19 protein-coding genes, 1 tRNA gene and 1 rRNA gene are annotated in these 25,392 nt (G+C 48.1%); 7 read left to right on the top strand and 14 right to left on the bottom strand.

Features of this window, described 5'->3' with window-relative positions; genetic code table 11:
• Window positions 1-25 precede the first annotated feature (25 nt).
• From JMI88_RS33960 to JMI88_RS33925, 8 genes are all read right to left on the bottom strand, one after another.
• Window positions 26-1,123 (bottom strand): Gfo/Idh/MocA family protein, encoded by a 1,098-nt coding sequence (locus JMI88_RS33960; RefSeq protein ID WP_201366472.1) that lies wholly within the window; start codon window positions 1,121-1,123, stop codon window positions 26-28.
• A gap of 243 nt (window positions 1,124-1,366) precedes the next feature.
• The gene (locus tag JMI88_RS33955) at window positions 1,367-1,975 is read right to left on the bottom strand and encodes a TetR/AcrR family transcriptional regulator (RefSeq protein ID WP_201366471.1); all 609 of its coding nucleotides are present in this window, start codon (window positions 1,973-1,975) and stop codon (window positions 1,367-1,369) included.
• Window positions 1,976-2,255: 280 nt separating this feature from the next.
• Window positions 2,256-2,465: a helix-turn-helix domain-containing protein gene (locus tag JMI88_RS33950; protein WP_201366470.1), complete on the bottom strand. Its 210-nt coding sequence runs from the start codon at window positions 2,463-2,465 to the stop codon at window positions 2,256-2,258.
• 459 nt (window positions 2,466-2,924) lie between these two features.
• Window positions 2,925-4,139: a hypothetical protein gene (locus JMI88_RS33945; RefSeq protein ID WP_201366469.1), complete on the bottom strand. Its 1,215-nt coding sequence runs from the start codon at window positions 4,137-4,139 to the stop codon at window positions 2,925-2,927.
• The gene (locus JMI88_RS33940) at window positions 4,120-4,788 is read right to left on the bottom strand and encodes a sigma-70 family RNA polymerase sigma factor (protein ID WP_201366468.1); all 669 of its coding nucleotides are present in this window, start codon (window positions 4,786-4,788) and stop codon (window positions 4,120-4,122) included. Before JMI88_RS33940 ends, JMI88_RS33945 begins: the two co-directional genes overlap by 20 nt.
• A 604-nt stretch (window positions 4,789-5,392) precedes the next feature.
• The gene (locus JMI88_RS33935) at window positions 5,393-5,923 is read right to left on the bottom strand and encodes a DUF4352 domain-containing protein (RefSeq protein ID WP_201366467.1); all 531 of its coding nucleotides are present in this window, start codon (window positions 5,921-5,923) and stop codon (window positions 5,393-5,395) included.
• A 186-nt stretch (window positions 5,924-6,109) separates the two neighbouring features.
• Window positions 6,110-6,658 (bottom strand): RNA 2'-phosphotransferase, encoded by a 549-nt coding sequence (locus JMI88_RS33930; RefSeq protein ID WP_201366466.1) that lies wholly within the window; start codon window positions 6,656-6,658, stop codon window positions 6,110-6,112.
• A gap of 86 nt (window positions 6,659-6,744) precedes the next feature.
• Complete coding sequence (locus tag JMI88_RS33925; protein ID WP_201366465.1) at window positions 6,745-8,553, bottom strand: FAD-dependent oxidoreductase; 1,809 nt, start codon at window positions 8,551-8,553, stop codon at window positions 6,745-6,747.
• A 693-nt stretch (window positions 8,554-9,246) separates the two neighbouring features.
• Here JMI88_RS33925 and JMI88_RS33920 point away from each other — a divergent pair.
• The 3 genes from JMI88_RS33920 to queG are packed head-to-tail and all read left to right on the top strand — an operon-like array spanning window position 9,247 to window position 12,533.
• A complete protein-coding gene (locus JMI88_RS33920; protein WP_236023186.1) occupies window positions 9,247-10,323 on the top strand; it encodes an ABC transporter ATP-binding protein in 1,077 nt (358 codons plus the stop codon).
• Window positions 10,320-11,228 carry an ABC transporter permease gene (locus tag JMI88_RS33915; protein ID WP_201366464.1) on the top strand — a complete coding sequence of 303 codons (909 nt, stop codon included), beginning with the start codon at window positions 10,320-10,322 and terminating at the stop codon, window positions 11,226-11,228. Before JMI88_RS33920 ends, JMI88_RS33915 begins: the two co-directional genes overlap by 4 nt.
• Before the next feature lie 57 nt (window positions 11,229-11,285).
• A complete protein-coding gene (gene queG / locus JMI88_RS33910) occupies window positions 11,286-12,533 on the top strand; it encodes a tRNA epoxyqueuosine(34) reductase QueG (protein ID WP_201366463.1) in 1,248 nt (415 codons plus the stop codon).
• Window positions 12,534-12,896: 363 nt separating this feature from the next.
• On the opposite strand, the gene JMI88_RS33905 is transcribed toward queG, so the two are convergent.
• Window positions 12,897-15,862, bottom strand: a 23S ribosomal RNA gene (locus tag JMI88_RS33905).
• Between the two features lie 634 nt (window positions 15,863-16,496).
• On the opposite strand from JMI88_RS33905, the gene JMI88_RS33900 reads away from it, so the two are divergent.
• Window positions 16,497-16,787 (top strand): hypothetical protein, encoded by a 291-nt coding sequence (locus JMI88_RS33900; protein WP_201366462.1) that lies wholly within the window; start codon window positions 16,497-16,499, stop codon window positions 16,785-16,787.
• A 114-nt stretch (window positions 16,788-16,901) separates the two neighbouring features.
• Here JMI88_RS33900 and JMI88_RS33895 read toward each other — a convergent pair whose 3' ends face one another.
• Window positions 16,902-17,237 carry a winged helix-turn-helix transcriptional regulator gene (locus JMI88_RS33895; protein ID WP_201366461.1) on the bottom strand — a complete coding sequence of 112 codons (336 nt, stop codon included), beginning with the start codon at window positions 17,235-17,237 and terminating at the stop codon, window positions 16,902-16,904.
• A 204-nt stretch (window positions 17,238-17,441) separates the two neighbouring features.
• Here JMI88_RS33895 and JMI88_RS33890 point away from each other — a divergent pair, with 204 nt between their 5' ends.
• Both JMI88_RS33890 and JMI88_RS33885 read left to right on the top strand, forming a co-directional pair.
• The gene (locus JMI88_RS33890) at window positions 17,442-18,797 is read left to right on the top strand and encodes an NYN domain-containing protein (RefSeq protein WP_201366460.1); all 1,356 of its coding nucleotides are present in this window, start codon (window positions 17,442-17,444) and stop codon (window positions 18,795-18,797) included.
• A gap of 149 nt (window positions 18,798-18,946) precedes the next feature.
• Entirely contained in the window at window positions 18,947-20,014 is a 1,068-nt protein-coding gene (locus JMI88_RS33885; protein ID WP_201366459.1) for a M42 family metallopeptidase, read from the top strand.
• A gap of 172 nt (window positions 20,015-20,186) precedes the next feature.
• On the opposite strand, the gene JMI88_RS33880 is transcribed toward JMI88_RS33885, so the two are convergent.
• The 3 genes from JMI88_RS33880 to JMI88_RS33870 form a co-directional block, all read right to left on the bottom strand.
• Complete coding sequence (locus tag JMI88_RS33880) at window positions 20,187-20,645, bottom strand: hypothetical protein (RefSeq protein ID WP_201366458.1); 459 nt, start codon at window positions 20,643-20,645, stop codon at window positions 20,187-20,189.
• A 389-nt stretch (window positions 20,646-21,034) separates the two neighbouring features.
• On the bottom strand, window positions 21,035-22,030 hold the full coding sequence (locus JMI88_RS33875) for a DUF6585 family protein (RefSeq protein WP_201366457.1): 996 nt from the start codon (window positions 22,028-22,030) through the stop codon (window positions 21,035-21,037).
• Window positions 22,031-22,054: 24 nt separating this feature from the next.
• Window positions 22,055-22,125 (bottom strand) — tRNA-Gln (locus tag JMI88_RS33870).
• A gap of 317 nt (window positions 22,126-22,442) precedes the next feature.
• Here JMI88_RS33870 and JMI88_RS33865 point away from each other — a divergent pair.
• Window positions 22,443-23,660 carry a Gmad2 immunoglobulin-like domain-containing protein gene (locus JMI88_RS33865; RefSeq protein WP_201366456.1) on the top strand — a complete coding sequence of 406 codons (1,218 nt, stop codon included), beginning with the start codon at window positions 22,443-22,445 and terminating at the stop codon, window positions 23,658-23,660.
• A gap of 867 nt (window positions 23,661-24,527) precedes the next feature.
• On the opposite strand, the gene JMI88_RS33860 is transcribed toward JMI88_RS33865, so the two are convergent.
• The gene (locus JMI88_RS33860; protein ID WP_201366455.1) at window positions 24,528-25,382 is read right to left on the bottom strand and encodes an LLM class flavin-dependent oxidoreductase; all 855 of its coding nucleotides are present in this window, start codon (window positions 25,380-25,382) and stop codon (window positions 24,528-24,530) included.
• Window positions 25,383-25,392 lie beyond the last annotated feature (10 nt).

The raw sequence follows: 25,392 nt of genomic DNA, 5'->3' as shown, positions 1-25,392 counted from the left end.
AATACAAAACCTGATTTATGAATGATTATGACTCGATCATAACCTCGCGTCCCTGCAAAGCGGATGCATAACAGGCGTCGATAATACGAGCGCGGCGCAGGCCATCAGCCCCATTGTAAAGAGACCAGTTGCCACTGGTGATACGCTCGATAAACTCCCTGGTCACCGCATTATGGAACTGGCCACCACGCGTATGAGGATGAATCTCAGATGGCACACCGGCAATATCGGTATAGATGGTCACGGTATTCTCTGTATTATAGTTCTTGACGCGAATATCAGCGCCGCCCTCGGTTCCATAAAGAACAATTCCATAATCATCCTGAGCGCTGCTATGGGTTGCCCAGCTAGTCTCCAGGAGCAGTGTTCCACCGGTTGAGAGGCGCAGGAAGGCGGTAGCCAGATCCTCAACCTCATAACCATGGCCAACTCCCGATTTGCGTGCATTTGGATCAAAACCGACACCGCGACTACCCAGTTCATTATAAGTCGAAGCGCTCACTGTCAATACAGAAGGTTCTTCAAGCAGATAGAGAGCCATATCCAGCACATGCACACCCAGATCAATCAGCGGACCGCCGCCAGCTATGTTTTTATTGACGAACCACGAGCCAGCACCTGGAATACCGCGACGACGCATCCAGTAAGCTTTGGCATAATAAATATTACCTAATTTACCATCATCAATATAGCGTTTTAATGTCTGTACATCATTGCGCTCGCGATGATTGAAGACAACCTGCAAGACGCGGTTCGCCTTAGTCGCGGCCTGCACCATAGCCTCGGCCTCTTCGCTGTTGCGGGCCAGAGGTTTCTCACACAGCACATGCAACCCCCGCTCTAAAGCAGCGGTAGCAATGGGAGCGTGTAAAGCGTTAGGAACAGCCACACTGACTGCATCAAGATCCTCAATGGCCAGCAGATCTTGATAATCCCGGTAACGGCTCGTAGCTGGAATACCAAATGTATCGCCTAAATAGGCCAGGCGATCCTCCTCAAGTCCAGCCAACGCTACCGCCTCAACATCTGGCAACAATCGAAAACCCTTGAGCGCACTCTCTCCGCCAAACCCTAAACCAATAATGCCTATACGAATTTTTTTATTTTGCGTTTCGCTCGTCATTCCCGGTAACACTCCTTGTCTACTAATAGATAGAATAAGTAACATACCGTTGAGGCGGTTATAGACATATATACATAGAATGATAATAACTCTACTGCATACCAAAGCCTACCCAACAGTACGTAGCATACCATATATAGTAGAGATTTCAAGGGAGGAACTTATGTGGGAAGAAATCGGCGTGTGATAATCGATAGCAGTGGATCATTCGCGTTTGTCGATACAGAGGCAGGTTGGAACACTCTAGCGTGGTAATAGTCCCCTAAAGGTTATATCGACGATCGTGTCAACAATCTGTGCATGGGTATAATGCGTGACAAGAGGATCACGCAAAATCTGACGGCGCATAACAAAGCCGACAACGTTGCTAATTATAGACTGAGAAACCAGGCTGGCATCAACCGTTCGAAGGTCACCTAGCACCATCCTGCGTGTAAGGTACTGATCCAGGAAGGCTGTTACTTGTTGGAAAATACGGGTGCTCACCGGTGTAATTTCTGGATTGTATAACACTTCAGGCAGAAAGACACGGATAAGCTGTATAAAGGTTTCGCTTTCAACAACTTGCAAAATCTGCGGCAAAACCGCATGCAAAAAGGCCTCTGGTGGTAGTTCAACGACACCGGCAGGCAAAGAACGTAGCGCACTTAATGGGGAATAATTTTCTACTATTGCGTTGAGCAGCGCCTCTTTATTCTCAAAATAATGATAGATCAAGCCAGGAGTAATCCCGGCTTCACGAGCAATATCTTTGTTGGTAGCACGACTAAAACCTTTCCGGGCAAAGACACTGATGGCAGCCGCTAAAATTTGCTCACGCCGATCCTCCACTATTTTCGGAGTTCTTGCCATATATAATCTCCACTTTCCATACCACGGTCCCGCTAACCATGTAGCGAATAGCCCTCTATGTTATGTAAGAACAAAAACAATTAATTATCTAATCAATTAAAATATACGTAGCACAAAAGGAAAAGTCAAGGAATTGCCAACAAAAAATATTCGTTTATGCTCTGTTTTGAGTAGCAGAGCATAAACGAATATTTATAAAATGAAGGAAGAATGGCTAGAAAGGCATCTTAGAGATGTCCAGGCATTAATCCTAAAGAGTCACTTGCTTAAGAGACCAGATCTAAAGTAGGAACCCCAACACACGAGCTAAAATACGTAAGTGATATGGTTGAGCCTCTTCGCGACCCGTTTCAAGATGAGTAATAGTGTCGCGTCGAAGACCCGAAAGGTCAGCAAGTTGTCCTAAACTCAGCCCTTTCTTTTGGCGAAGCACACGTAAATTGGGGATACCGTGAGATCTTGTCATTCTCACTTTAGTTGCTACTTTCATGTCCTCTCCTTCGAGGTGTTATACTAGCCTCTCTGGCGCCATTGCAAGAGAAGACGACTGTTGCAAAACCTGCATACACTTTCTCTATTTTCATTAAATAGCATACCAGATGGTACAGGTTGTTGTCCAGTGACACAATAATAAGAACTTTTCAACGTCAACAATAACCTTTTAATCTAAAACACATCAAAGGCAGTCCTCTATAGTAAACGCATATAGAGGCCTAAACCTTGCAGTGAAATTGTCAAAACAGACGTATGATCGCTATTTAGCCAATCATTTTCGGGCAAGAACATTTTGAAGAATTTTCTCACCGTATAGTATACGGTTCAAGTGGAGATTTTGCTTCAGGCACTTCTGAATCGTGCAATATAAACAAGCTAGAAGTACGGAGATAGGAAAAGTAGGCCAGGTGTAATCGATATCCCTCTATTTTTATAGAGAGATATCGCCTGGATGCTATTGCATAAAGGGATACTGGCTGATCAGTGCATTACGACTTTGGGGTTGATCAGAGGTTGCGCCAACCAGTTTAAAAGAAGGACCACCATTATTATCAGGACTGTCCAATGAAATGACGTCATTGGCAAACTGGCTCGGAGTCTCTTCATCACTCTGTGTGACCCGATCAATACGGCCTCCGATATGGTGGCCAGCATGCAGATCAAACACCTGTAGTGAATTAGCCACAGAGGTCAGCTCAGCATTGTTTATACCATCGCTTGGATCGCCAACAATCCAGAAGACGACACCATTATTTTCATCAACAATCTCGCTGCGATCATTATAGACCCAGGTAGCATCAGCGTCACCAGTCTGTGTCCAGTGGCCCTCAACAAAGATGGCTGACTCGCTGTTGCCACCATGGTTAACAGGAATCTGCTTGGCCGCTCCATTTTTAACAACCAGGTACACTGTGCGCTGAGGTTTAAATTCACAAATAGTAATATGCTTAGGAGCTACGCCGGGGAGAGCGTATGTATACTCAACCACCATAATTGGACCATCGGCCCAACTATTATCTCCTCCATACATATAAAAGTCACTCTGATTATAGCGGCTAGGAACAGATGAAGGGACAAAAAGAGGGAAATGCAAAAGATGCTGAGCCTGGGCCAGGCTAATTTGCTGCGTCTCATTTTTGGATGTGCCCTGATCATGCTTCACATTTGAAACCGTTGAAGACACAACGGGGGCATTATTAACCAACAATACCCCGCTATGAGCACCAGCCAGAAGATAACTCAAGCCCGACGCAAAGGCCGGAGCAGTTGCTACGACAGTGAGTAACATGAAGAAGGCACAGGACGCGCAGAAAGCCAACAAGGGACGAGAAATGGTTGTCAGCCCATCAAAGAGTGTCGAGCGTAAAGAAGGATGTGGAGAGTTCACAAGGCAGCGTTCCAGTTGAAGACGACGAAATACAGCAGCCTTCGTCTTCAACTCAAATTCATGTTCAGCAGGTTGTAAACGCGCATCTTCAGAATCCATTAATGTCTGCACAAACAGAGGTGGAAGCTCCTCGTGCTCAGGAGAAAATAAGGCATCTAGCTCACAGGCAAACTCAACTTCATCCATCGAGAAATCATCAGGAAATACACCTTCCATATCGAGACGACAAAAGGTTTCAGGCTGTGATTCTGAAGGGTATTTCTCAAATTCGCTCATACTCATGGGCATGCTCCTTGAGCGCTTCGCGTAAGCTTTTGCGCGCTCGCCAGAGTCGCGTGTCAACGGCATGGCGGGTCAATCCCGTCTTTGTCGCTAATTCCTCAGTGCTAGCAAATTTAAAATAGCGATGATAGATGAGAAAGCGGTCAAGTTCGGGTAACGTCGCCAACGCAAGACGTAATTCCTCACGCCTTTCGCTTTGCTCTAGCAAATGTTCCATACTTGCTTCTGGATGTGGAGGCAAAGTTGCACGTGTATCGTGTTCGTATCCCCAGCCAGAAGCTTTACGATTTCCAGCAGTATCGGTTGAACCCCATTGACGAATTTCATCAGCAGATTGGACATTGTGCGTCTGACGACGGCACAATTGACGTCGACGATCCAGGGCAATATATTTTGCCCGCATCGTGAGCCAGGTACGTAAGGTCCCGCGTGTAGCATCAAAGGTATCAATCTCTTGCCAGACGGCAACAAAAAGGTCGTTGACACATTCCTCTGCATCCTGCGTTACCCCAACGCTATCAAGTACTAAACGAATAAAATAAAAAACTTCACGAGAATACCGGGATATAAGAGTTTCCAATGCCTCGGGGTCTCGATCATGCAGCTTTTGGGCCAGATCCTCATCGGACCATTCATGTCGCACCATCATTGCTCCTTGCAGACCTACATATATCCTTTCAGGTCAGTGAGCCGCTGGCACCTGCTTATCAAACTACAGCAAGACGACTCAGAAGGGGGGAAAGAATATACCTTGATCGGTGGTACACTCGCCTGATTCATGATAAATATACGACTAATAGAGATGCATATCTCTCACAAATCGGGCTTTTTTTCAATTTTGCTTAATACGGCGAAAATTGTCAAGTACCTATGCCAATGTACTACTAGAATGAAGTGGGCAAATAGCATATAACTTGAAAGATAAAATAGTTAAAGAAAATATAACATGGCAAACTAAAAGTCCTTGTTATCATATTTTCTTACTGCTACTCCTGATAAGCCATTATTCATTCTATGTAAATTAGACTCATGCGACAAAATCAGCATGGCAAGCAGAAATGATGATTAGCTGGATAGATCCGAAATGGTCCTTTTTAGCTGTGTTTAACCAACGATGGTCGTTAAAAAGTTTCTGTCTCGACAAAACAAAGAAAAAGGATAGATAGCTGCAGCGAGCTAAGAAACAAACATGGCCCTGTACCCATACGCCAACTGGTGGCGCAAATTCAAAATTATAGGAACTTTATCCATATTCATATATTTAGTGGTACAAGTGCTGTCTGAGTTGATCGCTCGGTATGATAAAGTAAGCGCAACCTGGTGCTCACACTAATTGGAATGCTAAAGGTAATCGTACCACTAAAAGTTTCACCCACACCAATGATACGGTCAAACTGCGCGGACGTAGCGATCTGTTGCCCAAGCGTATCGCCCTCAGAAGTCACCAGACGAAAATACGAGGCATGATTCACTATTGGCTGTCTACCAGCATTCTTTAGCAGCAGAGTAACGCTAATTTCGCGGGTAGTGGCGTCTGAGTCATCTTTTCGTTGGACATGGGTAATTGTCAGGCTACTATCCCCCAATGGCACCAGAATTCGTTCTGTACGATTGATTGTAGTAGGGACAGATCCAAGGGGTGATGAAGAATTATTGCCAGATGGAGCGGTATTTGCACCTGAAGTATGCGAGGATGACATGCCACCTGGAGCACAACTGATCAAGCCAAATAAAATTAGCAGCCAGCAACTAATATTGATGCAGTAGAAACGTACATGAGACATAGTTATGATATCCCTTTCCCTGACAACATAAAACACATACCCACCACATACCTATGTAGCAATAATATTTGCAGCCTGCGTACATACAACATAGCACTGCACAAAGCTATCTGTTATCTAGTATGATCGATAAGTGTAGATAATGCAATCCAATAGGACAAAAGGGATAAAGGGATATCTCTAATATTATTGTCTGGTGAGGTAAAGCGGAGGAATGGTATCAGCCAACCAGACGCTATCGTTGCCCAGATAAAATTGAATGCCGGCTTGATGAGCATCTAAGGCAGCCACAACCAGAATAACTGGCTGCGAGGTGCGGCGCCGGGCAACCTGGAGCGCCGTCTCTCTATCTTCTGAAAGGTGAACATACTGACGCCCCATGGGCAACAAGCCAGACTGACAAATCTGCTTATATGCAGCGGGAGTGGTGCCATGGAAAAGACGCGCTGGTGGAACCGCGGTTTCACGACGCATACGTTGTTGAATAGAATGTCCATAGTAAGCACGGATGCGGCCAGCACGCAACTCATAGCGCTTCTTCCCCGGCAGAGCCATTACTTGCTCGATATCGCTCACATGTAATTGCTGCCAGGCCGAACGATGCTGACGCAAGGCACTAACCAGCAAATCCACAGAGACCCAGCCTTCATCATCCAATATCAATCCAAAACTAGCTGGCTGATGGCGCAAGGCATAAGCCATCGTACGGCTAAGCTGTCGCAGATCAATTTCCATCAATCCTCCATAGCATTATTACCGTGTATACACAACATAAAAAATGCGGGGATGACAGTGATCATCCCCGCAAAATCCACATTTTCCTAATTGACATTGATAACAGGTATTTTCGAAACTGTCCAGCGCGCATTGGGACTGGCAACTTCGAACTGTACCATAGAGATCGCATCAGTGGGGCAGCGTACAATACACAGTCCACAGCGAATACATTTTTCTTCATCAATGATCATATCAGCACCACCGCGCCAGTCTTCGGTATCCTCATGCATCGGATCCCCTTTGACTACGCGAGACAGGCCTTCCATGCTAATACAGTCATAAGGACAAATGTCCACACAACCAGAGCAGAGAATACAGATTGAAGGGTCAATCATGATATTCAACTGACACTGCAGGCAGCGTCGAGCTTGAATCACGGCCTGCTCGGGTGTATAGCCGGTCTCGGTTTCACGGGTATGGGCATAACGCTCTTTCAGAGGCAGCGAAGGCAACATCTGGTGTGGAATGGATTCGTAGTTATCAACCATGCCACGGCGGTAGTCAGGCAGTTCAACCTCTTCGGCGGGTTCCGCAGGCTTATCTACACCACCCAGGTAGCGGTTAATGGCGGCTGCGGCATCACGGCCATCGCCGATCGCCGAGATCAGGTTACGAGCACCTTGCGTGAAGTCGCCGCCAGCAAAGAGCCCGGGATGGTTTGTCATCCAGGTCTCGATATCCAGCAGAGGCACACCCCATTTGTTAACCTCAAGGCTCAGTTCTTCGGCTGGCAACCAGGATACGTCGCTATACTGACCAAAGGCTGGAATCACCGTGTCGACATCAATCTCGAACTCGGTGCCGGGAATGGGAACAGGACGACGGCGACCGCTGGCATCAGGATCTCCCAGTTTATTGCGAATAAAGCGCATGCCACTAACGTGGATACCGTCTTCACTCTGTACTTCCAGCTGCGTCACGAGGTAGTTGAACTCAACATGCTCAAACATAGCCTCATCTACTTCATACTCGTCCGAGCCAGCTTCCTCTTTCGAGCGACGATACATGATATAGACCTTCTCGGCGCCAAAGCGGACCGCGGTACGGCAACAGTCCATCGCAGTAAAACCAGAACCAAGAACTGCTACGCGCTTACCGAAATAAGCAGGCTCGCCATAATTCGTCTTTTCCAGCAGACGAATACCGTCGATCACACCATGCAGGTCAGCACCTTTGATCACTTTGTTATCGGGACCAGTCAATGCATTAGGTACATAACAACCAGCAGCCAGGTAAACAGCATCATACTCTTCAAGCAGATCTTTAACCTGTACATCGCGGCCAACACGTGTATTGTACTTAATTTCAACGCCGATATCCGCCATGTATTCATCACACTCTTCGGTGGTCACATAACGGGGAAGGCGCCAGACCGGGATACCATTTACCATCACGCCACCGGCGGTTGGATACTGCTCATAAATGGTGACCGGATAGCCCATATCGCGTAGATCACGAGCACAGGCCATACCAGCCGAGCCAGCACCCACAATTGCAACCTTTTTATCTTTGGTCACAGGAGGGCACTCTGCATGATGGCGATATTCACGGTGATCGGCCGCGGCACGCTTCAACCAGCAGATGGCAATTGGCTTACCATCGACTTTATTACGACGGCAAACAGGTTCGCATGGTTTCGCGCAAGTGCGACCCAGCACGCCAGGTACAACATTTGCTTTACGGTTCAACAGGTACGCTTCATCGAAACGAGCCTGTGAAATCAAACCAATATAGGTAGAAACATCCGTATGAGCCGGACAGCCCACCTGACAAGGAATATTTGTTTGATACCAGTCCGGTGTTACAGCCACTGAACGATATCGAGCTTCCAATTCGCTATCGGGATCTATCATTTTAACCAAGTCCTTTCCTGGGCGCCGGGCACTCTCTACCAGGTAGGGAGGTATGCTAGCACCCGGAACAGGGGAGACAACGCTGGCGGCATAAACCGCTATTACAGTCTGGTCTATTCCCTATTAAAATTGCAAATAAACGTTAGACCAATACTCGTAGGAAACATGATTGCGTTTTTGCTGCGCGGCTAGCACGCTTTGCTTTGAGATACGAATATCCTCATAGGCTAATTTTCCTTGTCAGATTATAGCATAAGGCCAGTCTCTGGAACAAGAAGAGAGCATATAGGAGCAACGTTACTCAAGGAGAAGGCCATGAATATGCCTTCATGATGGGTTCAATTTTAGCGCACAAACTAACTCTGGCCAATCTAACAAGGAAGATGATTCTCCTGATGGACCGGCTCTACGATGTACATATAAGTGTGTATTGTTTCTATGGCTAAAAAATGCCCACGCCCGCGTCAACTCTACAGAGGATACCACAAAAATACGGAGGTCTTCATAAAAAGGTACAGGTGGAAGTGCATTGCGCCCTAACCGTATACTATTCGAATAGGAGATAAAGTCTTCCCTATAGCCAGGAAGTCAGCTAACACACAGCTCTGTATCTGATAAACTGCCTGGCGAGCGAAAGTAGCTATAAAAAATGTACATCATAGAATATAGAACATAACAGAGAAGGAGTCGTCAGTGAGCGATATAAGCATACCCCCATATGACGGCATGCCAGTAATCAGTACTCAAAGATTAACAAAAGCTTTTGGAAATCTTGTCGCGGTCAATGATCTTAATTTGCAGGTAATGCGAGGAGACGTATTTGGTTTTTTAGGTCCCAACGGATCTGGCAAGACAACCACCATCCGTATGCTGCTTGGACTTATTCATCCAACGGCTGGCCGGGCAGTGCTCTTTGGCATGGATAATGCATACCAGTTACCAGCTATTTTACAGCGTATTGGTGCTATCGTGGAAACCCCTACTTTTTATCCATACCTTTCGGGCCTGGATAATTTGCGCGTGATCGCAGCCAATTCAGGCATGGTTCTGGGACGCGCCAATAACCGACGCTATGAAGAAGTGCTGGATATTGTTGAACTCAGGCAATATCAACAACTGGCCTATCGCAATTACTCGCTAGGAATGAAGCAGCGTTTAGGGATTGCCGCAGCCTTGCTGGCTGATCCAGAACTGGTAATGCTGGATGAGCCCACCAATGGCCTCGATCCAGCCGGCGTAATTGAGATTCGCAAACTTATTCAACGCCTGGCCGGATTAGGCAAAACCATTTTCTTGTCCAGCCATATTCTGTTTGAGGTCCAACAAGTCTGTAACCGTGTCGCCATTCTACGCAAAGGCAATCTGGTAAAACAAGGCGATGTCAAAGAGCTTCTGCGTGAAAAAGAACAGGTAGAGATTCGAATGAACCGGGCTGAGGAAGCGCAGGAAGCACTACGCATCTTACAGCATTTAAAAGGACAGGAAGCCAGCTGGATCGGCCACATCGCGATCGAACAGAATGCTTTGCGACAACCGCTACTGTTAGTGGATGCGCCGGCGGCCCGTTCGGCTGATATCAATCGACTGCTGGCACGCCATGAGCTGTTCGCCGCCGAACTACATCCACGCGAAGGAAGCCTGGAAGCTGTATACTTACAGGCGACTGCGCAACCCAACCAACCAGGAGAGATGCCAGTGGTTGAGGCTCCATACGAGCAGAAGAAAGCGGCTGATCGTACAACTGATCGCACAAAAGGAGTGGCAAAATGAACAATCAAATAGAAACAGCTGTAGATCAGCTCATTCCAGCCCCGGCACGCAGTGAAAATGTTATTATGGGTAGCCAGCATTTTCTGAACGTGCTGGCCCGCTCAATCGCTGGTGAACTGTACAAAATTCATCAGCGCGCCATGTCCAAGGTTCTGAGCACAATCGCTATCGTTACGGTAGTGTTAGCCTTGCTCTTTACAAACTCAACCTCGTCACGGCTCTTTTCCGACATGATCTACACCACTATTTCGATCTCCAATTTCATTGGAACGATCCTGTTTATTATTCTGGCTGGCACAATCGTTGGCGGCGAATATTCAGTTGGCAGCATTCGCCTGATGCTGACGAGAGGGCCTACCCGTATTCAGTTTTTGCTGGCCAAGCTGGGAACGATGCTGGTATGTGTTTGTATCGCGTTCATCTCATTGATGGTTGTTGGTATAATAACGTGGATGCTACTAAATTTGCCTGCAGGTCGTACCATTGATTGGAGCTTTATGAATGCGAAATGGCTCTTGCATACAGCGCTCTATTTTCTGGTAACCTTGCTCAGCGTGTTTACCTATTGCGTACTGGCGATCAGCCTGTCCACATGGGGAAAAGCAACCGCGGCCGGCGTCACAGGCGTCTTGATCTGGTGGTTCCTGGAAGGTGGTATCAGTAGTCTGTTTACAATTCTGGGTAGCCGTATGCAGAATGCCTTTGGCACCTTTTTTGCCGCCATACCAGATTATTTTATTGGCAATAATCTGGGTGCCCTGCGTACTAACCAGCAAAACTACCTACTTGGAGAGGCCGCGGGCTCTATCAATGATCTCCATGCCGGTATTGTCATTATTGTCTATCTGGCGCTGTGCGGCGGCATCACCTGGTGGGCCCTGCAGACACGCGACATCACAAATTAAGGTAGCACAGTAAAACGGGATAGCGGCCAGCAAATATAGAGATAGTGTGAAACCTCAATGCTCAACGCACAAACGATTAAAGAGTATGCATATAACTTAGGTTTTGATGCGGCGCGCATTACCAGTGCTGCTGCATTTCCTGAGACCAAACAGATTATTCAAGAACGCATCGGGCGTGGCTTGATGGATGGCCTGCCGTGGTTTACCGCCGAGCGGGCGGAGACCTCCTGCCATCCAGACGCCTTGCTGCCCGAGGCGCAATCTATTATCACGCTGGCGCTGTGTTATCTGACCGAACAACCAGCAGAGCCAGCCGAAACGGAACCACATGGTCGGATCTCGCGCTACGCCTGGGGAGATGATTACCATGATATTATCAAACCCAAACTACAGCAGTTTGCCAGCTGGCTAAAAGACTACGCACGGGATCAATGGGATAATGAAGTAGAGACACGCTTATTTGTGGACACGGGCCGTATGGTAGATCGTGCCGTCGCCCAGCGGGCTGGCCTGGGCTGGTATGGAAAGAACACCAATATCTTGACCAAAGGGTGGGGCTCCTGGGTCTTTCTGGCCGAGATCGTTACCAATCTTCCCCTGACTCCCGACGAGCCACTCAAGGCCAACTGTGGAAGTTGTGAGATATGCCTCCACGCCTGCCCAACAGGCGCATTACCTAATCCATATGAGCTAGACATTACTAAATGTATTTCATTTCTTACCATTGAGCTACGTGGCAGCATTCCATTGGAAATGCGACCACTGATAGGCAATCTTATTTTTGGCTGTGATATCTGTCAGGAAGTGTGCCCGGTCAATAAAGTTGCCGAAAAACGTTTAGGTTTACGCGATGCACATGGCAAACCTATCATTCCCTTACAGACAATTCAGAAGCGCACCGGGGAAGCAGAAGTGACGCCCAGTTCATCGAATAAAGTGTTTCAACCGCGAAGCGAATTTCAGACACGCCCAACCGTGGGCAGTACGCCTGAGCTTATCCCCCTGCTGTCACTGACAGACGAAGAATTTCGAGAGCGCTTTCGCCGTAGCCCGATCAAACGCACCAAACGGCGGGGCTTTTTGCGCAATGTATGTGTGGCACTGGGCAACAGTAAAGATCCACAGGCCATCCCTGCTCTAACAAAAGCATTACATGATGATGAATCGCTGATCCGTGGACATGCAGCCTGGGCACTGGGCAGTATTGGCGGTCCAGTAGCTGAACAGGCACTACATGAAGCCCGGCAGGCCGAACAGGATGCAGAAGTGCTCAAAGAGATTCGCTATGCGCTCAGCATAGTTTGATACGCATTTTGTAGCAGAATACGTATAGATGGGCGTTTGTGCCTCCGGCCCCTGATACTACGCACCTACGGCGCTTAAAAAACATAGAGAGTAAAAAGCGGTGCGTGACAAACGTGCACATGCACGTTTGTCACGCACCGCTTTTTACTCTCTATAAAACGAGTGGGGGCGCTGACGCCTCCAGGCTGGCGAGCCATACAATGGCGATAGTATAAAAACAAAAAACCACCAGTGACCTGAAGGTCATTGGTGGAAACACTACTAAACTAAAAAATACCATTTCCTCAATTTTGCCGAGCGCACTGCCATCCAGAGTGTGAAGCAGAGGGCTCGCATTCTTGAGCCACGATGAAGATACAATGGTGAAACAAGCCGTACGATCATTAGGGCGACTTCGCTCCGCCTGTTACCAGGTGTCCACGTGTCGTCTATCCACCAGGTCGTCTTCCTGGGATCTTGATTCTCCGCAGAGAATGGGAGAACTCGTCTTGGGTGCGGCTTCGCGCTTAGATGCTTTCAGCGCTTATCCCTTCTCGACATAGCTATCCAGCTCTGGCCCGGGCAGGCCAACTGGCACACCAGCGGTCGAGCCATCTCGGTCCTCTCGTACTGGAGATGACGCCCCTCAATTCTCCTTCGCCCACGACGGATAGAGACCGAACTGTCTCGCGACGTTCTGAACCCAGCTCGCGTGCCGCTTTCATGGGCGAACAGCCCAACCCTTGGGACCTACTCCAGCCCCAGGATGCGACGAGCCGACATCGAGGTGCCAAACCTTGCCGTCGATGTGAACTCTTGGGCAAGATAAGCCTGTTATCCCCGGGGTAGCTTTTATCCGTTGAGCCACACTCCTTCCACTCGGGAATGTGGGATCACTAAGCCCGACTTTCGTCCCTGCTCGACCTGTCCGTCTTGCAGTCAAGCTCCCTTGTGCCTTTACACTCTCATGGGTGATGTCCATCCACCCTGAGGGAACCTTTGGGCGCCTCCGTTACTCTTTGGGAGGCGACCGCCCCAGTCAAACTACCCGCCTGATCCTGTCCACGTCCCGGCTCACGGTGACGTGTGAGAAACAAAACACACCGAGAGTGGTATTTCACTGCTGTCTCCCCTACCCCCACAAGGATAGGTTCTCCGACTCCCACCTATGCTACGCACGCTCTGCCTCGTTTCCGGGTCAAGGTGTAGTAAAGCTCCACGGGGTCTTTTTGTCCTGTCGTGGGTAACCCGTATCTTCACGGGTACTTCAATTTCGCCGAGTCCTCTGTCGAGACAGTGCTCAACTCGTTACTCCTTTCGTGCGGGTCGGAACTTACCCGACAAGGAATTTCGCTACCTTAGGACCGTTATAGTTACGGCCGCCGTTCACCGGGGCTTAGATTCGCAGCTACGCACACCGCTCCTCGTAACCTTCCGGCACTGGGCAGGAGTCAGCCCCTATACTTCCGCTTGCGCGTTCGCAGAGACCTGTGTTTTTGGTAAACAGTCGGTTGAGCCAATTTCTTGCAACCCCCTCACCCCCAGGTAAACCTGAAAGCTACTAGGGCACCCCTTCTTCCGAAGGTACGGGGTCAATTTGCCGAGTTCCTTAACAGAGGGTCGCTCGATCACCTGGGGAGTGTTCCCCCTGCCTACCTGTGTCGGTATGCGGTACGGGCGGAGACGACTCTGGCGAGAGGCTTTTCTTGGCGGCCTAGGGGCCGATGACTTCCGCGGACTTGTCGTCCGCTCGCTGCACGTGTCATGCACAGGAAACCGGGATTTGCCTCGGCTTCGCACTTCAACGCACAGACCCATCCTGTCCAATCGATGGGCTCACCTTCCTTACCGCGTCCCCCCATTGCTCCTAACGAGCATCTCCGGTGCAGGAATCTCTGACCTGCTTTCCATCGCCTACGACTGTGACGTCCTCGGCTTAGGACCCGACTCACCCTGGGACGATTGACGGTGCCCAGGAACCCTCAGGCATTCGGTGTGTCTGGTTATCACAGACATGACGCTACTCATTCCGGCATTCTCACTTCTGTTCGCTCCACCAGTCCTCACGATCTGGCTTCTCTGCCCAACAGAACGCTCCCCTACCAATCTCTCGTGACGAGAGATTCCATGGCTTCGGTACCATACTTGAGCCTCGATACGTTGTCGGTGCCACGACACTCGACCAGTGAGCTATTACGCACTCTTTAAATGGTGGCTGCTTCTAAGCCAACATCCTGGCTGTTTGGGCGTTGTGACCCCCTTTAACACTAAGCATGGATTTGGAGACCTTAGCCGATGGTCTGGGCTGTTTCCCTTTTGACGACGAAGCTTAGCCCCCGCCGTCTCACTTGCATGCATGCTGTCCTGGCATTCGCAGTTTGCTTGGGTTTGGTAACCTGCACGAGGCCCCTAGCCCATCCAGAGCTCTACCTCCAGGATAGTACAACATACAGCTGTACCTCAATACATTTCGGGGAGAACCAGCTATCTCCGTGTTCGATTGGAATTTCTCCCCTATCCACAAGTCATCCCCCAGTTTTGCAACACTGGTGGGTGCGAGCCTCGACGGACTGTCACATCCGCTTCACTCTGCTCATGGATAGCTCACACGGTTTCGGGTCGCATCGCCGCAACATTTCGCCCTCTTCAGACTCGGTTGCCCTGGGGCTCCCCAGCTTTAGCGCTGGTTAACCAGGCTACGACGATGCACTCGCCGGATCATTCTACAAAAGGCACGCCATCAGCCCTTGGTAGCTCGTGCTACAGTGGCCTCTGACTGCTGGTGAGTACGTGGTTTCAGGGTCTCTTTCATCCCCCTCTCGGGGTGCTTTTCACCTTTCCCTCACGGTACTTGTTCGCTATCGGTCGCTAAAGATGTGTAGCCTTGGAGGGTGGTCCCCCCAGCTTCCCACAAGATTGCACGTGTCTCGTGGTACTCAGGATCCCGACCCAGTCCCCTCGCTCGTCCTCTACGAGACTCTCACTCGCTCTGGTCACGCTTTCCAACGTGTTCAAGTAAGCCAGGGTCCTTTGTTGTCGGTCCTACAACCCCACTGGTTCCGAAGAACCACTGGTTTGGGCTCTTCCCGGTTCGCTCGCCACTACTACGGGAATCTCGGTTGATTTCTGTTCGTCGAGTTACTGAGATGTTTCAGTTCACCCGCTGCCCCCCGTCACTGCCTATGTGTTCAGCAGGCGGTCTCCAGACATCACTCTGGAGGAGTTGCCTCATTCGGATTCTCGGGGTTCATCGCTTGTATGCAGCTCCCCCCGAACGTTTCGCCGGTCTCCGCGTCCTTCTTCGGTCTTTAGCGCCAAGGCATCCACCTCGTACTCTGTGTAGCTTGTTCTCTTCGTTCAGATCTACATCATGTCTCTGAATGCTTTGACTTGTTCTAAATCGAACAAATCGATCCTCTGCTTCAACTCTGGCTGGCATATCAATCGCTCAGCAAAATTGAAGAAATGATAATTTTTAGTTGTTAGTGTGCTTTTTGTGCGTCTCGCATCGCTCTCGTGCGGCGCTCAGATAATATGCCATACATTGCTGACTTTGTCAACACTTTTTTTGCTGTTTTTTTATCAATTAGCAAAATTGGTGCATCTGAACTTAAAGCTAACAACATCATGGCAAAACTAACCAACACGTTACTGGCGCATTGGGGTGAACCAGAAACGCTCACTATTGGCGATTCCAGATCAACGAACCGCTTAATGCTAGCGATAAAGATACAGAAGTAGCAAATACGCCAGTTCGTAGCGCATGGGCTACAACAGGTGCCTAAGCCAGTGGGATGTCAGCGAAAAGGCAACTTGACGTTTAAAGATTGTTATGCTAAAATTGTCGGAGTGTAGTATGTACCTGACAATCCACCTAATCAAAAATGTGGTGTGTTGTAGTGTGACAGACAGAGTAGTCTCGACGAGAAAATATTAAAGTAAGCAATTGAAAAATTTTTCTTCCAATTATTTAGGGAGGGAGAAATGCCGGCCACGTTCAGTTACGCGAACATCTTACATGCAGTCGGTCAGGTTCTTGATCAGATTGGTGTCAAGAGCATCGCAATCCATGAAGAAGAGGACGGTCTCTTCGTAGAGGGTTTCAATAGTGACGGCCAGCTGCAGGTACAGATGCGCTACGATATTGCCAGTCTGTATGAATTAGTGAACAGAGCGGATATTGAGGCAGAAGAACTCACCACATCTCAAACTTCCGGTGTGTTAAGTCGCTTCCTCTCTGAGCACCATCGTGAATTAGTTGGAGCATCACTTTAATACGTCTAGAAACTTCATCAGAAAGAACCGGGGGCATTCCTCCGGTTCTTCTAGCTTAAAATTATGTGGGTAGGGGAAGTAAACTGACTACAACAAGATCTAGTGCATGGAAATCTACTTATCACATAACCACTGTTTACCGTAGTTCCGCATACTATCGATTACAGGTACTAGATCACGCCCCTTCTCGGTTAGTGAATATTCAACGCGAGGAGGTGCTTCAGCAAATATCTGACGACTGATAATTCCCTCTTCTTCTAAAGAGCGCAGTCGTTCGGAGAGTGTTTTGGGGCTGATGCCCTGGAGAGAGCGTTCTAACTGATTAAACCGCTTGACACCAGTGGCTAAATCACGAATAATAAGTATCGTCCATTTCCCGCTTAAAATCTGAGCAGTGCGGGCAACCGGACAAATCGATTTATCTATTAGATGAGATTCTATTAGCTCCATTACTAGTTACTCTTTGTATCTCTTGTTCTTTCTCAACTACAGAATATACCATAGTAGGTACGCAAAGTAAAGCGCAGACCTCTCGACTTTAACCATAAAGTATGATATGCTCATAGCTAAGAGGATACACTGCTAGGTAATCCGAGCACCTGAACAATCATAAATCTTGGCCTGCGCGGTTTCTCCCTATGAGAGGAGAAGGTTGTGCCCGAAGATATTGCTTTATTCATCGATTTTGAGAACATACGTTACAGTATGCTGAATATACAACGGCGAGAGCCAGACCCACAGGAACTTATTGCTGTGGCTCGCCGCTATGGCACTGTTATGGTCGCCCGCGCTTATGCGGACTGGTCTCGGCAACCAGAGCCATTTAAAGGGAGCTTGACGGCAGCGATGATTGATCGTGTTGATTGTCCTGCCAAGCAGAGGGACCGTATTCGCATGGGCACGATTCATTATGCATCTGGTAATACGCCAACTGGTTCTCTTGGTTCCTCAAGCTACGTTGCTGAGCAAGGAACTGGCGCTTATCCCCGGCAGTGGCCCTCGAACATGACTGGTAATTCTGGTTCACTTCCCGCTATTCAACCAGGAATGCTGAGCAATGGTTGGCCCACTGAAACGGAGCCGTCTCTTCCCTTGCAAAATGATCTGGACGAAAATCTTCTCGACGAAGAGGAACAGCCTACCGAAGAGCAGTACTCTATGTCAGATGATCCGCAGCGTGAGCCCTATCGCCAAATACCCTATGGGAATACCTATGGTCAATCCAGCCCGACTGGTCCACTTGGACAAAGTAATACTGGTCCTTTAGGATATTCTAATAATGTTCAGCAGACTGGCAATACTGGCCATATGCCCGCCGTTAATCCTGGCAATAGTACTATTGTACAGAGTACGGTCGTGCAGAGTACGGTCGATCTGAATATGTTGATGGATATTATTGAAACTGTTTTTGATCGTCCAACCATTTCGACATTTGTGTTGATGACAGGCGATAAAGATTTTACTCGCATTAGTGCCCGTTTAAAGTTACGTTTGAACAAAACTGTTATTGTTGTTGGTATTCCAGGAACCGTCAGCCGAGATTTAATCAGTAGTGCGAATCAATTTGTGCCTCTTGTTCCAGGTGGTGTAGGCAGTACTACCGGACAGTTACCTATTGTCCAGATGTCACCCAGCAGCTCGCTCAGTGCGAGTACTGGTTCTATGCCCGCGGTCAACTTTAATAATAGCGGATCTCAGTATCAGCAACCTCCCTATGGCAGCCCACCAATGGATGTGCTTGACCCGCAATTCTTACAGTTTCTCGACTACATCGACCGCAACTGGTCCTGGCGTACAATTATCGGGGTGTCTAATTTCATTGGCGATCCAGTCAATCCGAAGAACCGTTTCCGTGGTCGCTTAACACGGGAATCTGCCCGCGAGTTGCTGAATAGCTGTATCCAACAGAATATTCTGCTCGTACAGGCCGATGCGACAGGGGCAGAGGATTTGCGCTTGAATCGTACGCATCCTGGTGTTGATGAAGTACTAAAACAATTTGTGCGCTAATACTTACGTTAAGCTCATTATGTTTATTCTGTAATATACTTAAAAAGAAAGAACGTGAACCCGGTCATGGCCTCCTCTAACAAAGAGTGAGGCCTGCCGGGCTCTTTGTTTTACACTATGCCTATTTTGTGCTTTTTATGGAGGTCTTTATGATAGATGAGTCGCGTGTGTCATTTCTAGAACGCTTGATTAGCAGCCCCAGCCCTTCGGGCTTTGAGCAGCCAGTACAACAGGTTGTTCGTGAAGAAATCAAGAAATATACCGACGAAGTACGTACCGATGTACATGGCAATGTAATTGCTGCTCTGCATCCAGAAGGTACTCCGCGCGTTATGCTGACCGCTCACGGAGATGAGCTAGGTTTCTTGATTCGTTATATCGACGAGCAGGGCTTCCTTTATTTCGCTCCCGTTGGAGGGTTCGATCCTTCCACGCTACCTGGCAACCGTGTACATGTGCATACTCCCTCTGGCCCTATCCTGGGAGTCATTGGCCGACCTCCGGTACATACCTTGAGCAGCGAGGATCGAGGCAAGAGTCCTAAGCTGGCGGATCTGTGGATCGATATTGGCGCCAATAGCCAGGAGGAGGCCAGGAAACTGGTGCCTTTGGGGAGCGTGGCAACGCGGGCGGCTCAATTGGAGCGTATGCAGAACGATACGATCGTGTCGCGTGCTCTGGATGATAAATCCAGTGTCTTTGCTTTGGTGGAAACGATGCGCCGCCTGCACCAGAAACGTGAAGCCTTAAAGGCTGGCGTCTTCTTCGTCTCAGCGGTTCAGGAAGAGGTTGGCTCACGTGGTGCCCAGACCGCGGCATTCAGCGTTGATCCTCTCATCGCTGTTGCGGTGGATGTCACCTTTACTTCTGATCATCCTGGTACCTCAAAGAAAGACCTGGGAGATATAAAGCTGCATGGTGGCCCGGTTCTCTCTATTGGTGGACACATCAATCCGCGCGTCTACCAACTGCTGGTGAAGGCAGCGGATGAGGCTGGTATTGCCTGGCAGGTCGATCCACAGGCAGCCCGTACCTCCACCGATACCGATGTCATCCAGGTAGTACGTAGCGGTGTAGCCACCGCCCTGGTGAGTATCCCTTGCCGCTACCTGCATACAGGTTCAGAGATTGCCTCGTTGAAGGATATTGATGAAGTTGCTGAATTGCTGACGCGCTTTGTGCTGGCCCTGGATAAAGACACCAATGTGATTCCGTAATTACCGGGTTCAGACGCCTGCACAGTAGTATGTGCATAGCAAAAGGCACGATACTCAAAGTATGCTTCGAGTATCGTGCCTTTTCAGTATCGCCAAATCTGGTCGTCATTCACCTCTATATGCGGCAATCTCTCTAACCAGTTCACAGCGTCTTTAGCTTCGATATTATGGACTACATGGGTGGCATCTGCTGAGGATACTCAGCCTTGGGTTGATAAGGGTCCTCTTGTATCTGTTCAGGAGCTTGCCCATAAGCTTCTTCAGTATAATTCGCACGCTCATTCGCTGACGCTTGATATTGATAGCCCTGCTGATATGGCTGATAATAAGGCTGGTCCGCTTCTACCTGTTCATGCGGCTGTGGAGTCGGCTGATAATAGGGCTGTTGAGGTGGATTCTGAGCGCCTGGATTGTAGTAGGGCTGTGACTGATTCATCCCCTGGGAACGTGAGTTCATATAACTGATAAAAGTCAACAGCGCCAGAACCAGAAATCCTATAAAGATGAAGCCCCAGAACTGTCTTGGAATAACCCAGAAAAAAGCAAAGAAAAGCCACCAGGGAAAACCATAGAAGCCTCTGCGCCTACGACGATATCGTGGGTATCCTGAACGATAGTCAAACCAATACATGATATAGTCCTCCTCGCAGAAACAGCTGCGAGCACATCTCTATCTTTATCTCTACGAATAATTATCACCAATAGTTATAACGAACTACGCAAAATATAACATTTAGCAATTTCAATGTCAAGTGTTACAGAATTTTTCAAGCACACCAAACTTGAAATGCGTCCAAACAATAACACCCCTTACAAAGTACCAACGTATAGCAGGCGCTGATATCCAATTGTTACTACTGTAGCGGATAGCTAGCTCTACAATGCAATTATCGCTACCATTGTGATGCGGGATAGCCCACTTCTTAAATTGGCGACTGAATCCGGCATGGGCGGAAAGTAATCTGTTACAACAAACGATATAACGTATTACGAAATGGGTATCTAAAAAGTTGAGGACGGTTACAATGTACCTATGTAGCGATGGGTGACATCAAAGGATAGAGAAGTCTGCTTCTGGCGCGAAACCAGGATATATTTAACCAGTTCTACAAAAACAGCGGCATCTGGCAATTGCGATAGATAGGTTACATCCAGGCATGTATCATCGATACCTATCAATGCAAGCCCTGAATCGATATACACACAGGTGCGCAACTGCTCCCAGCGGAAAAGTTGCTGGCCATTATCAATGCCCTTCCAGGTAACGGTAAAACGACCGAACAGGACGGGCTCGCCAGAGTGATAGGCTGAGCGGGCACGCGCAAAAAGATACCGGAATGCCTTACCGTAAATAATATGCTGGACCGTTGTACTGTTGGCCCAGCTACTCCGTAATTTCAGGCTGCTACCATTGCTGCACACAATACGCACGAAACCTTTATCTGATCTCATCGAAGTAATCTGTTCCCAGCGTATAATGCGCCGGCGTTGTAATTTATCAATAAACAGGCATCCATCAGTACAGATCATGATAGAGCGAGAGAGAGGCATAAAGTTGAGTGCGATCACAATGATTATCGATCCTGCTACGCAAAGAAACAAGCCGCCAAAAATATAGGCAATGGGATCAGGCGGCGTAGCACGAATCATGACCAGGTAGCCTCCCAGAAAGACCAGTAGCTGACTACCAATCGCGCTGAACAGGTTAAGCACAAATAAGTGTCGATTGCCACGTCGATACATCATCCAACCAGTTACAGTGGGTATGGCGATCATTGCCAGTATCCATAGCCAGTCCTGGTAAAGACTATTGTTTATAGTAGCAGAAATGGTCAGTATAGAACCACAGGTAAAACAAAATAAGCCCAGTATTACCACAATAATGAGTTCGGCAAACAAAATGAAGGTATGGGATAAGAAAGAATGAGGAAAGTCAAAGCGAAATTTCCGGGTTGGAACGCCTAATTTATACTTTTTGGCAAGTAAATGATCTTGAGGTAAGATATGATTTGCCACGAGCAATGTTCCTTTAGATTAAGGCTGGAGTGCAGGGATTCGAACCCCGATTACCTGATCCAAAGTCAGATGTCCTACCATTGGACGACACTCCAATATGCTCACCTCCACTATAATAGCTCTTTCTTTGCTGGTTGTCAATACGCATCCCAGGCATTTTCTTAAATCGACCATGTTAGTACCGCAGAGAAATACACGATTGAAAGCTTCTTCTTAACTGATGTCATATGCAGACTATTCGCTGAAAGATATATTACAAATACAAGGCATGCTTGAGTTTATGTAAATAGATAGCAATTATGTTTAGTTTTTATCTTCGCGCGTTTACAATTACTTGTAGCATTGGTGACTATACTGAATTCGTGACATGGTGGTAATACAAACACGACAAAAAATCGAGGGGAGCAAGAGTATGTACAACTACATACACCGCATATCAGTGCGATCATTATTCAAGAACACCACCGTATGTCTGCTTGCTTTGTTTATACTGGCAGCCTGTTCGCTGGGAAATGGAAATTCAGCTTCAGGTACAACCAATAGCAAACCTGCGACCCCAACCTCAAATCCTGCTACAGCCACAGCATCGGCGACACCTTTTGTGAAATTAGGAACACAAACCTGCCCGGCTTCCGTTAGTCAGTCCTCTTATTGGAACTCCAAAATACCAACCCAGGCTAATGTTAATCAAGTTGAAAACGTCTCCTGTGCAAATTTGATGGGAAGAGCCGATTTACAGGCATTGGTTACCGTCCGTTATGCGGGTACTGGCCATATCCTCGATGTACATGTATACAATAATATAACCAATCCTAAACCCAGTGAAATTTTTCAACTCACCAACCTGTATAAAGGTGAAGCCAAAATTAGCGCGTATAATACCCTCTTAACCAGCGAAGCCAATCAAAAATCTCCCCAGAACATCAATCAGTCTGCTGCTGCGATCGTCAATGATCTGCAACGTGAGTTCAAATGGTCAGATAGCAGCCAGACCCTCGTATCGATCGCTTTTCCCGGTTTCTTCCCCAGCACAACACGCTATCAGGCTGAAACGGATCAGCAAAAAGTGAACCAGGGTCAGGAAGCCTGGCAGCTCAGTGCCCAGCTAGTGGCCACTAAATTTGTGGCGCAAAACAAACTCTTCAACTGGCAAAATGACACACAGACAACTATCGTCAGTGGAGGAGGAAAAAATGATGTAAATGCCATCGTTAAAGTTGAAAAGTCGTCGCCGGCCGGTAAAAATATGGTCACCATCACAATGAGCCGGCTGGAGAATAATGCCAATGGCGGCATCTGGATTGTGACCAAAGTAGATAGTCCACAGCTATCCATCACTTCACCAGATCAGCAGAGCCATATCCAGAGTCCCGTTAACGTGACAGGTAAAGGAACAGCCTTTGAAGGGGTAATTGGTAAGATCTCGATTTTCGATAGCCAATATAATGTCCTGGGCAACACCAATGCTCGAGGACAACAGGGCAATGGCGCGACATCTTTCTCATCTAATGTGAACTATACGCGCACCTTCAAAAATAGTAGTGAGGAGGGGATCGTCGCGGTATTCTCTTACAGTAATGCCGATGGTAGTGTCAATGGCCTTGCCATGGCGAAAGAAATCTTAAGCTAGAGTGCTTGTTCATAACTTTTTCTAGCACGCAAAAAAAGGGGAGACCGAGGGCGCAGACCCTTGTCTCCCTAATATCATCTCAGAAAAAGAGATGACACCACCTGAGCGAGCTAAGCATCATGGTTGGTACATCAGGTGTTTTCCTGATGCTTTATTTTCTTATCCTCATTTATAACACAAGAAGCGGTAGAAGCATACACTTTTAAGGCATTTGCCAATTTTTTTTATCTTTTTTTAATACGCTCGATTATAAGCCGAGATTAATACATGTAAGCGAATGTAAACTATTTTGAAGCGATCTCAATTCCCTTATAAAGACTCTATAAACTATTAACGAGATATACGCGAGCTTTTACAGTATACATGTGCAACAACGCAACAAAACAACTCCCCACCTATATCACCAGGTAATCAAAATTGCATAATTATCTTCCTATGTCTCTTTATAATCCAAAGTGGATAAGATACCTTAATAATAGCTTCGTCCGCTTGTAGAGACCTGACTGACATTTTATCACCTTTCCAAATGCGTCGGACTCCCCATCATCATGAGGGTTGTGTCGCGCTTCCCTGGGTGTGGGTGCATGCGCGCCTGAGCGTTTTTTAGAGTGGGTCTGAATGCCATGCGTTTCACCGCCTATGGCCCCTGACACTACGCGCCTTCGGCGCTCAATAGGTCTTTATATTCGTTGGTGCAGCTATCCGCGCAAAGCACGAGTAGCTGCACCAACGAATATAAAGGGCTCGGGCGCGTAGGCGCCCGCCTGTATGGGGGCGCTTTGCTTCTGATGGTGATAGGCTTCAGACACATACTAAAAGCTCTATTGAGCTCCGAAGGTGCGAAAGTTCATACTTTGTATTGTGCTTTTAGGAGTGAACTGGAGGGCCTTGATGGATAAACGGACGCAATTCTTGTAGGGAGCCTCGCTCCCAGCTTAAATTTTCTATCCACCAGTTAGCACCTACCTCGGCATAAACGGAGACTAGGGCGGCATCATGGCCGCGATCCTTGCCATCTAGAATACCCCACTGTACACACGCATAATCTTCGGTAACCTGCTCTGGACTCTGCTGCGAGCGTACATAATCAAAGCAGGCATGTGCCTGCTCAGGGGTCATCTGCTCTGTCATGCCCACGCCTTTGCCAATTGGACACACTCCATCCCACTGTGCAGCCCGGCGCATCGGCTTTTTATTTGGCCAGACACCGCCAACCCAGATCGGAATACGCGGTTGCTGAATGGGGCGCGGCAAATGGCGAACGTTCTCAATCTGATAATACTGCCCAGCATAAGAAATACGCTCTCCGTTCCAGAGCAGTGATAGCAATTCAAGCGCTTCATCCATGCGCTCGCCATATGTTTTTGCATCTCCAGGCTCGTGGTAATTGACATATTCAATACCTCCGCCACTGCCAACCCCTAAAATCATGCGTCCGTTAGAAAGATGATCCAGCGTAGCGACCTCACGAGCTAGTTTCCAGGGCCGGCGCCTCGTCACAGGTGTCACCATAGTACCAAGCCTGACAGTGCGTGTGCGCATCGCCATCGCGGACAGCATCACCCAGGGGTCAAGTACTTCATCACCCCATTTATCACCAATGTGATCCCAGACAAAAAGGCCATCCCAGCCAGCTTGTTCAGCTTCATAAGCAACTTCTGACACCAGATGAATATCGGCAAAATCCCCATGGCAATTAGGGATCGCAAGTCCAAATTTCATACACATTCTC

It is taken from the genome of Dictyobacter formicarum, from assembly GCF_016587435.1.
Note: the sequence above shows the minus strand (reverse complement) of the source record. Positions and strands in the feature narration are given on the sequence as shown.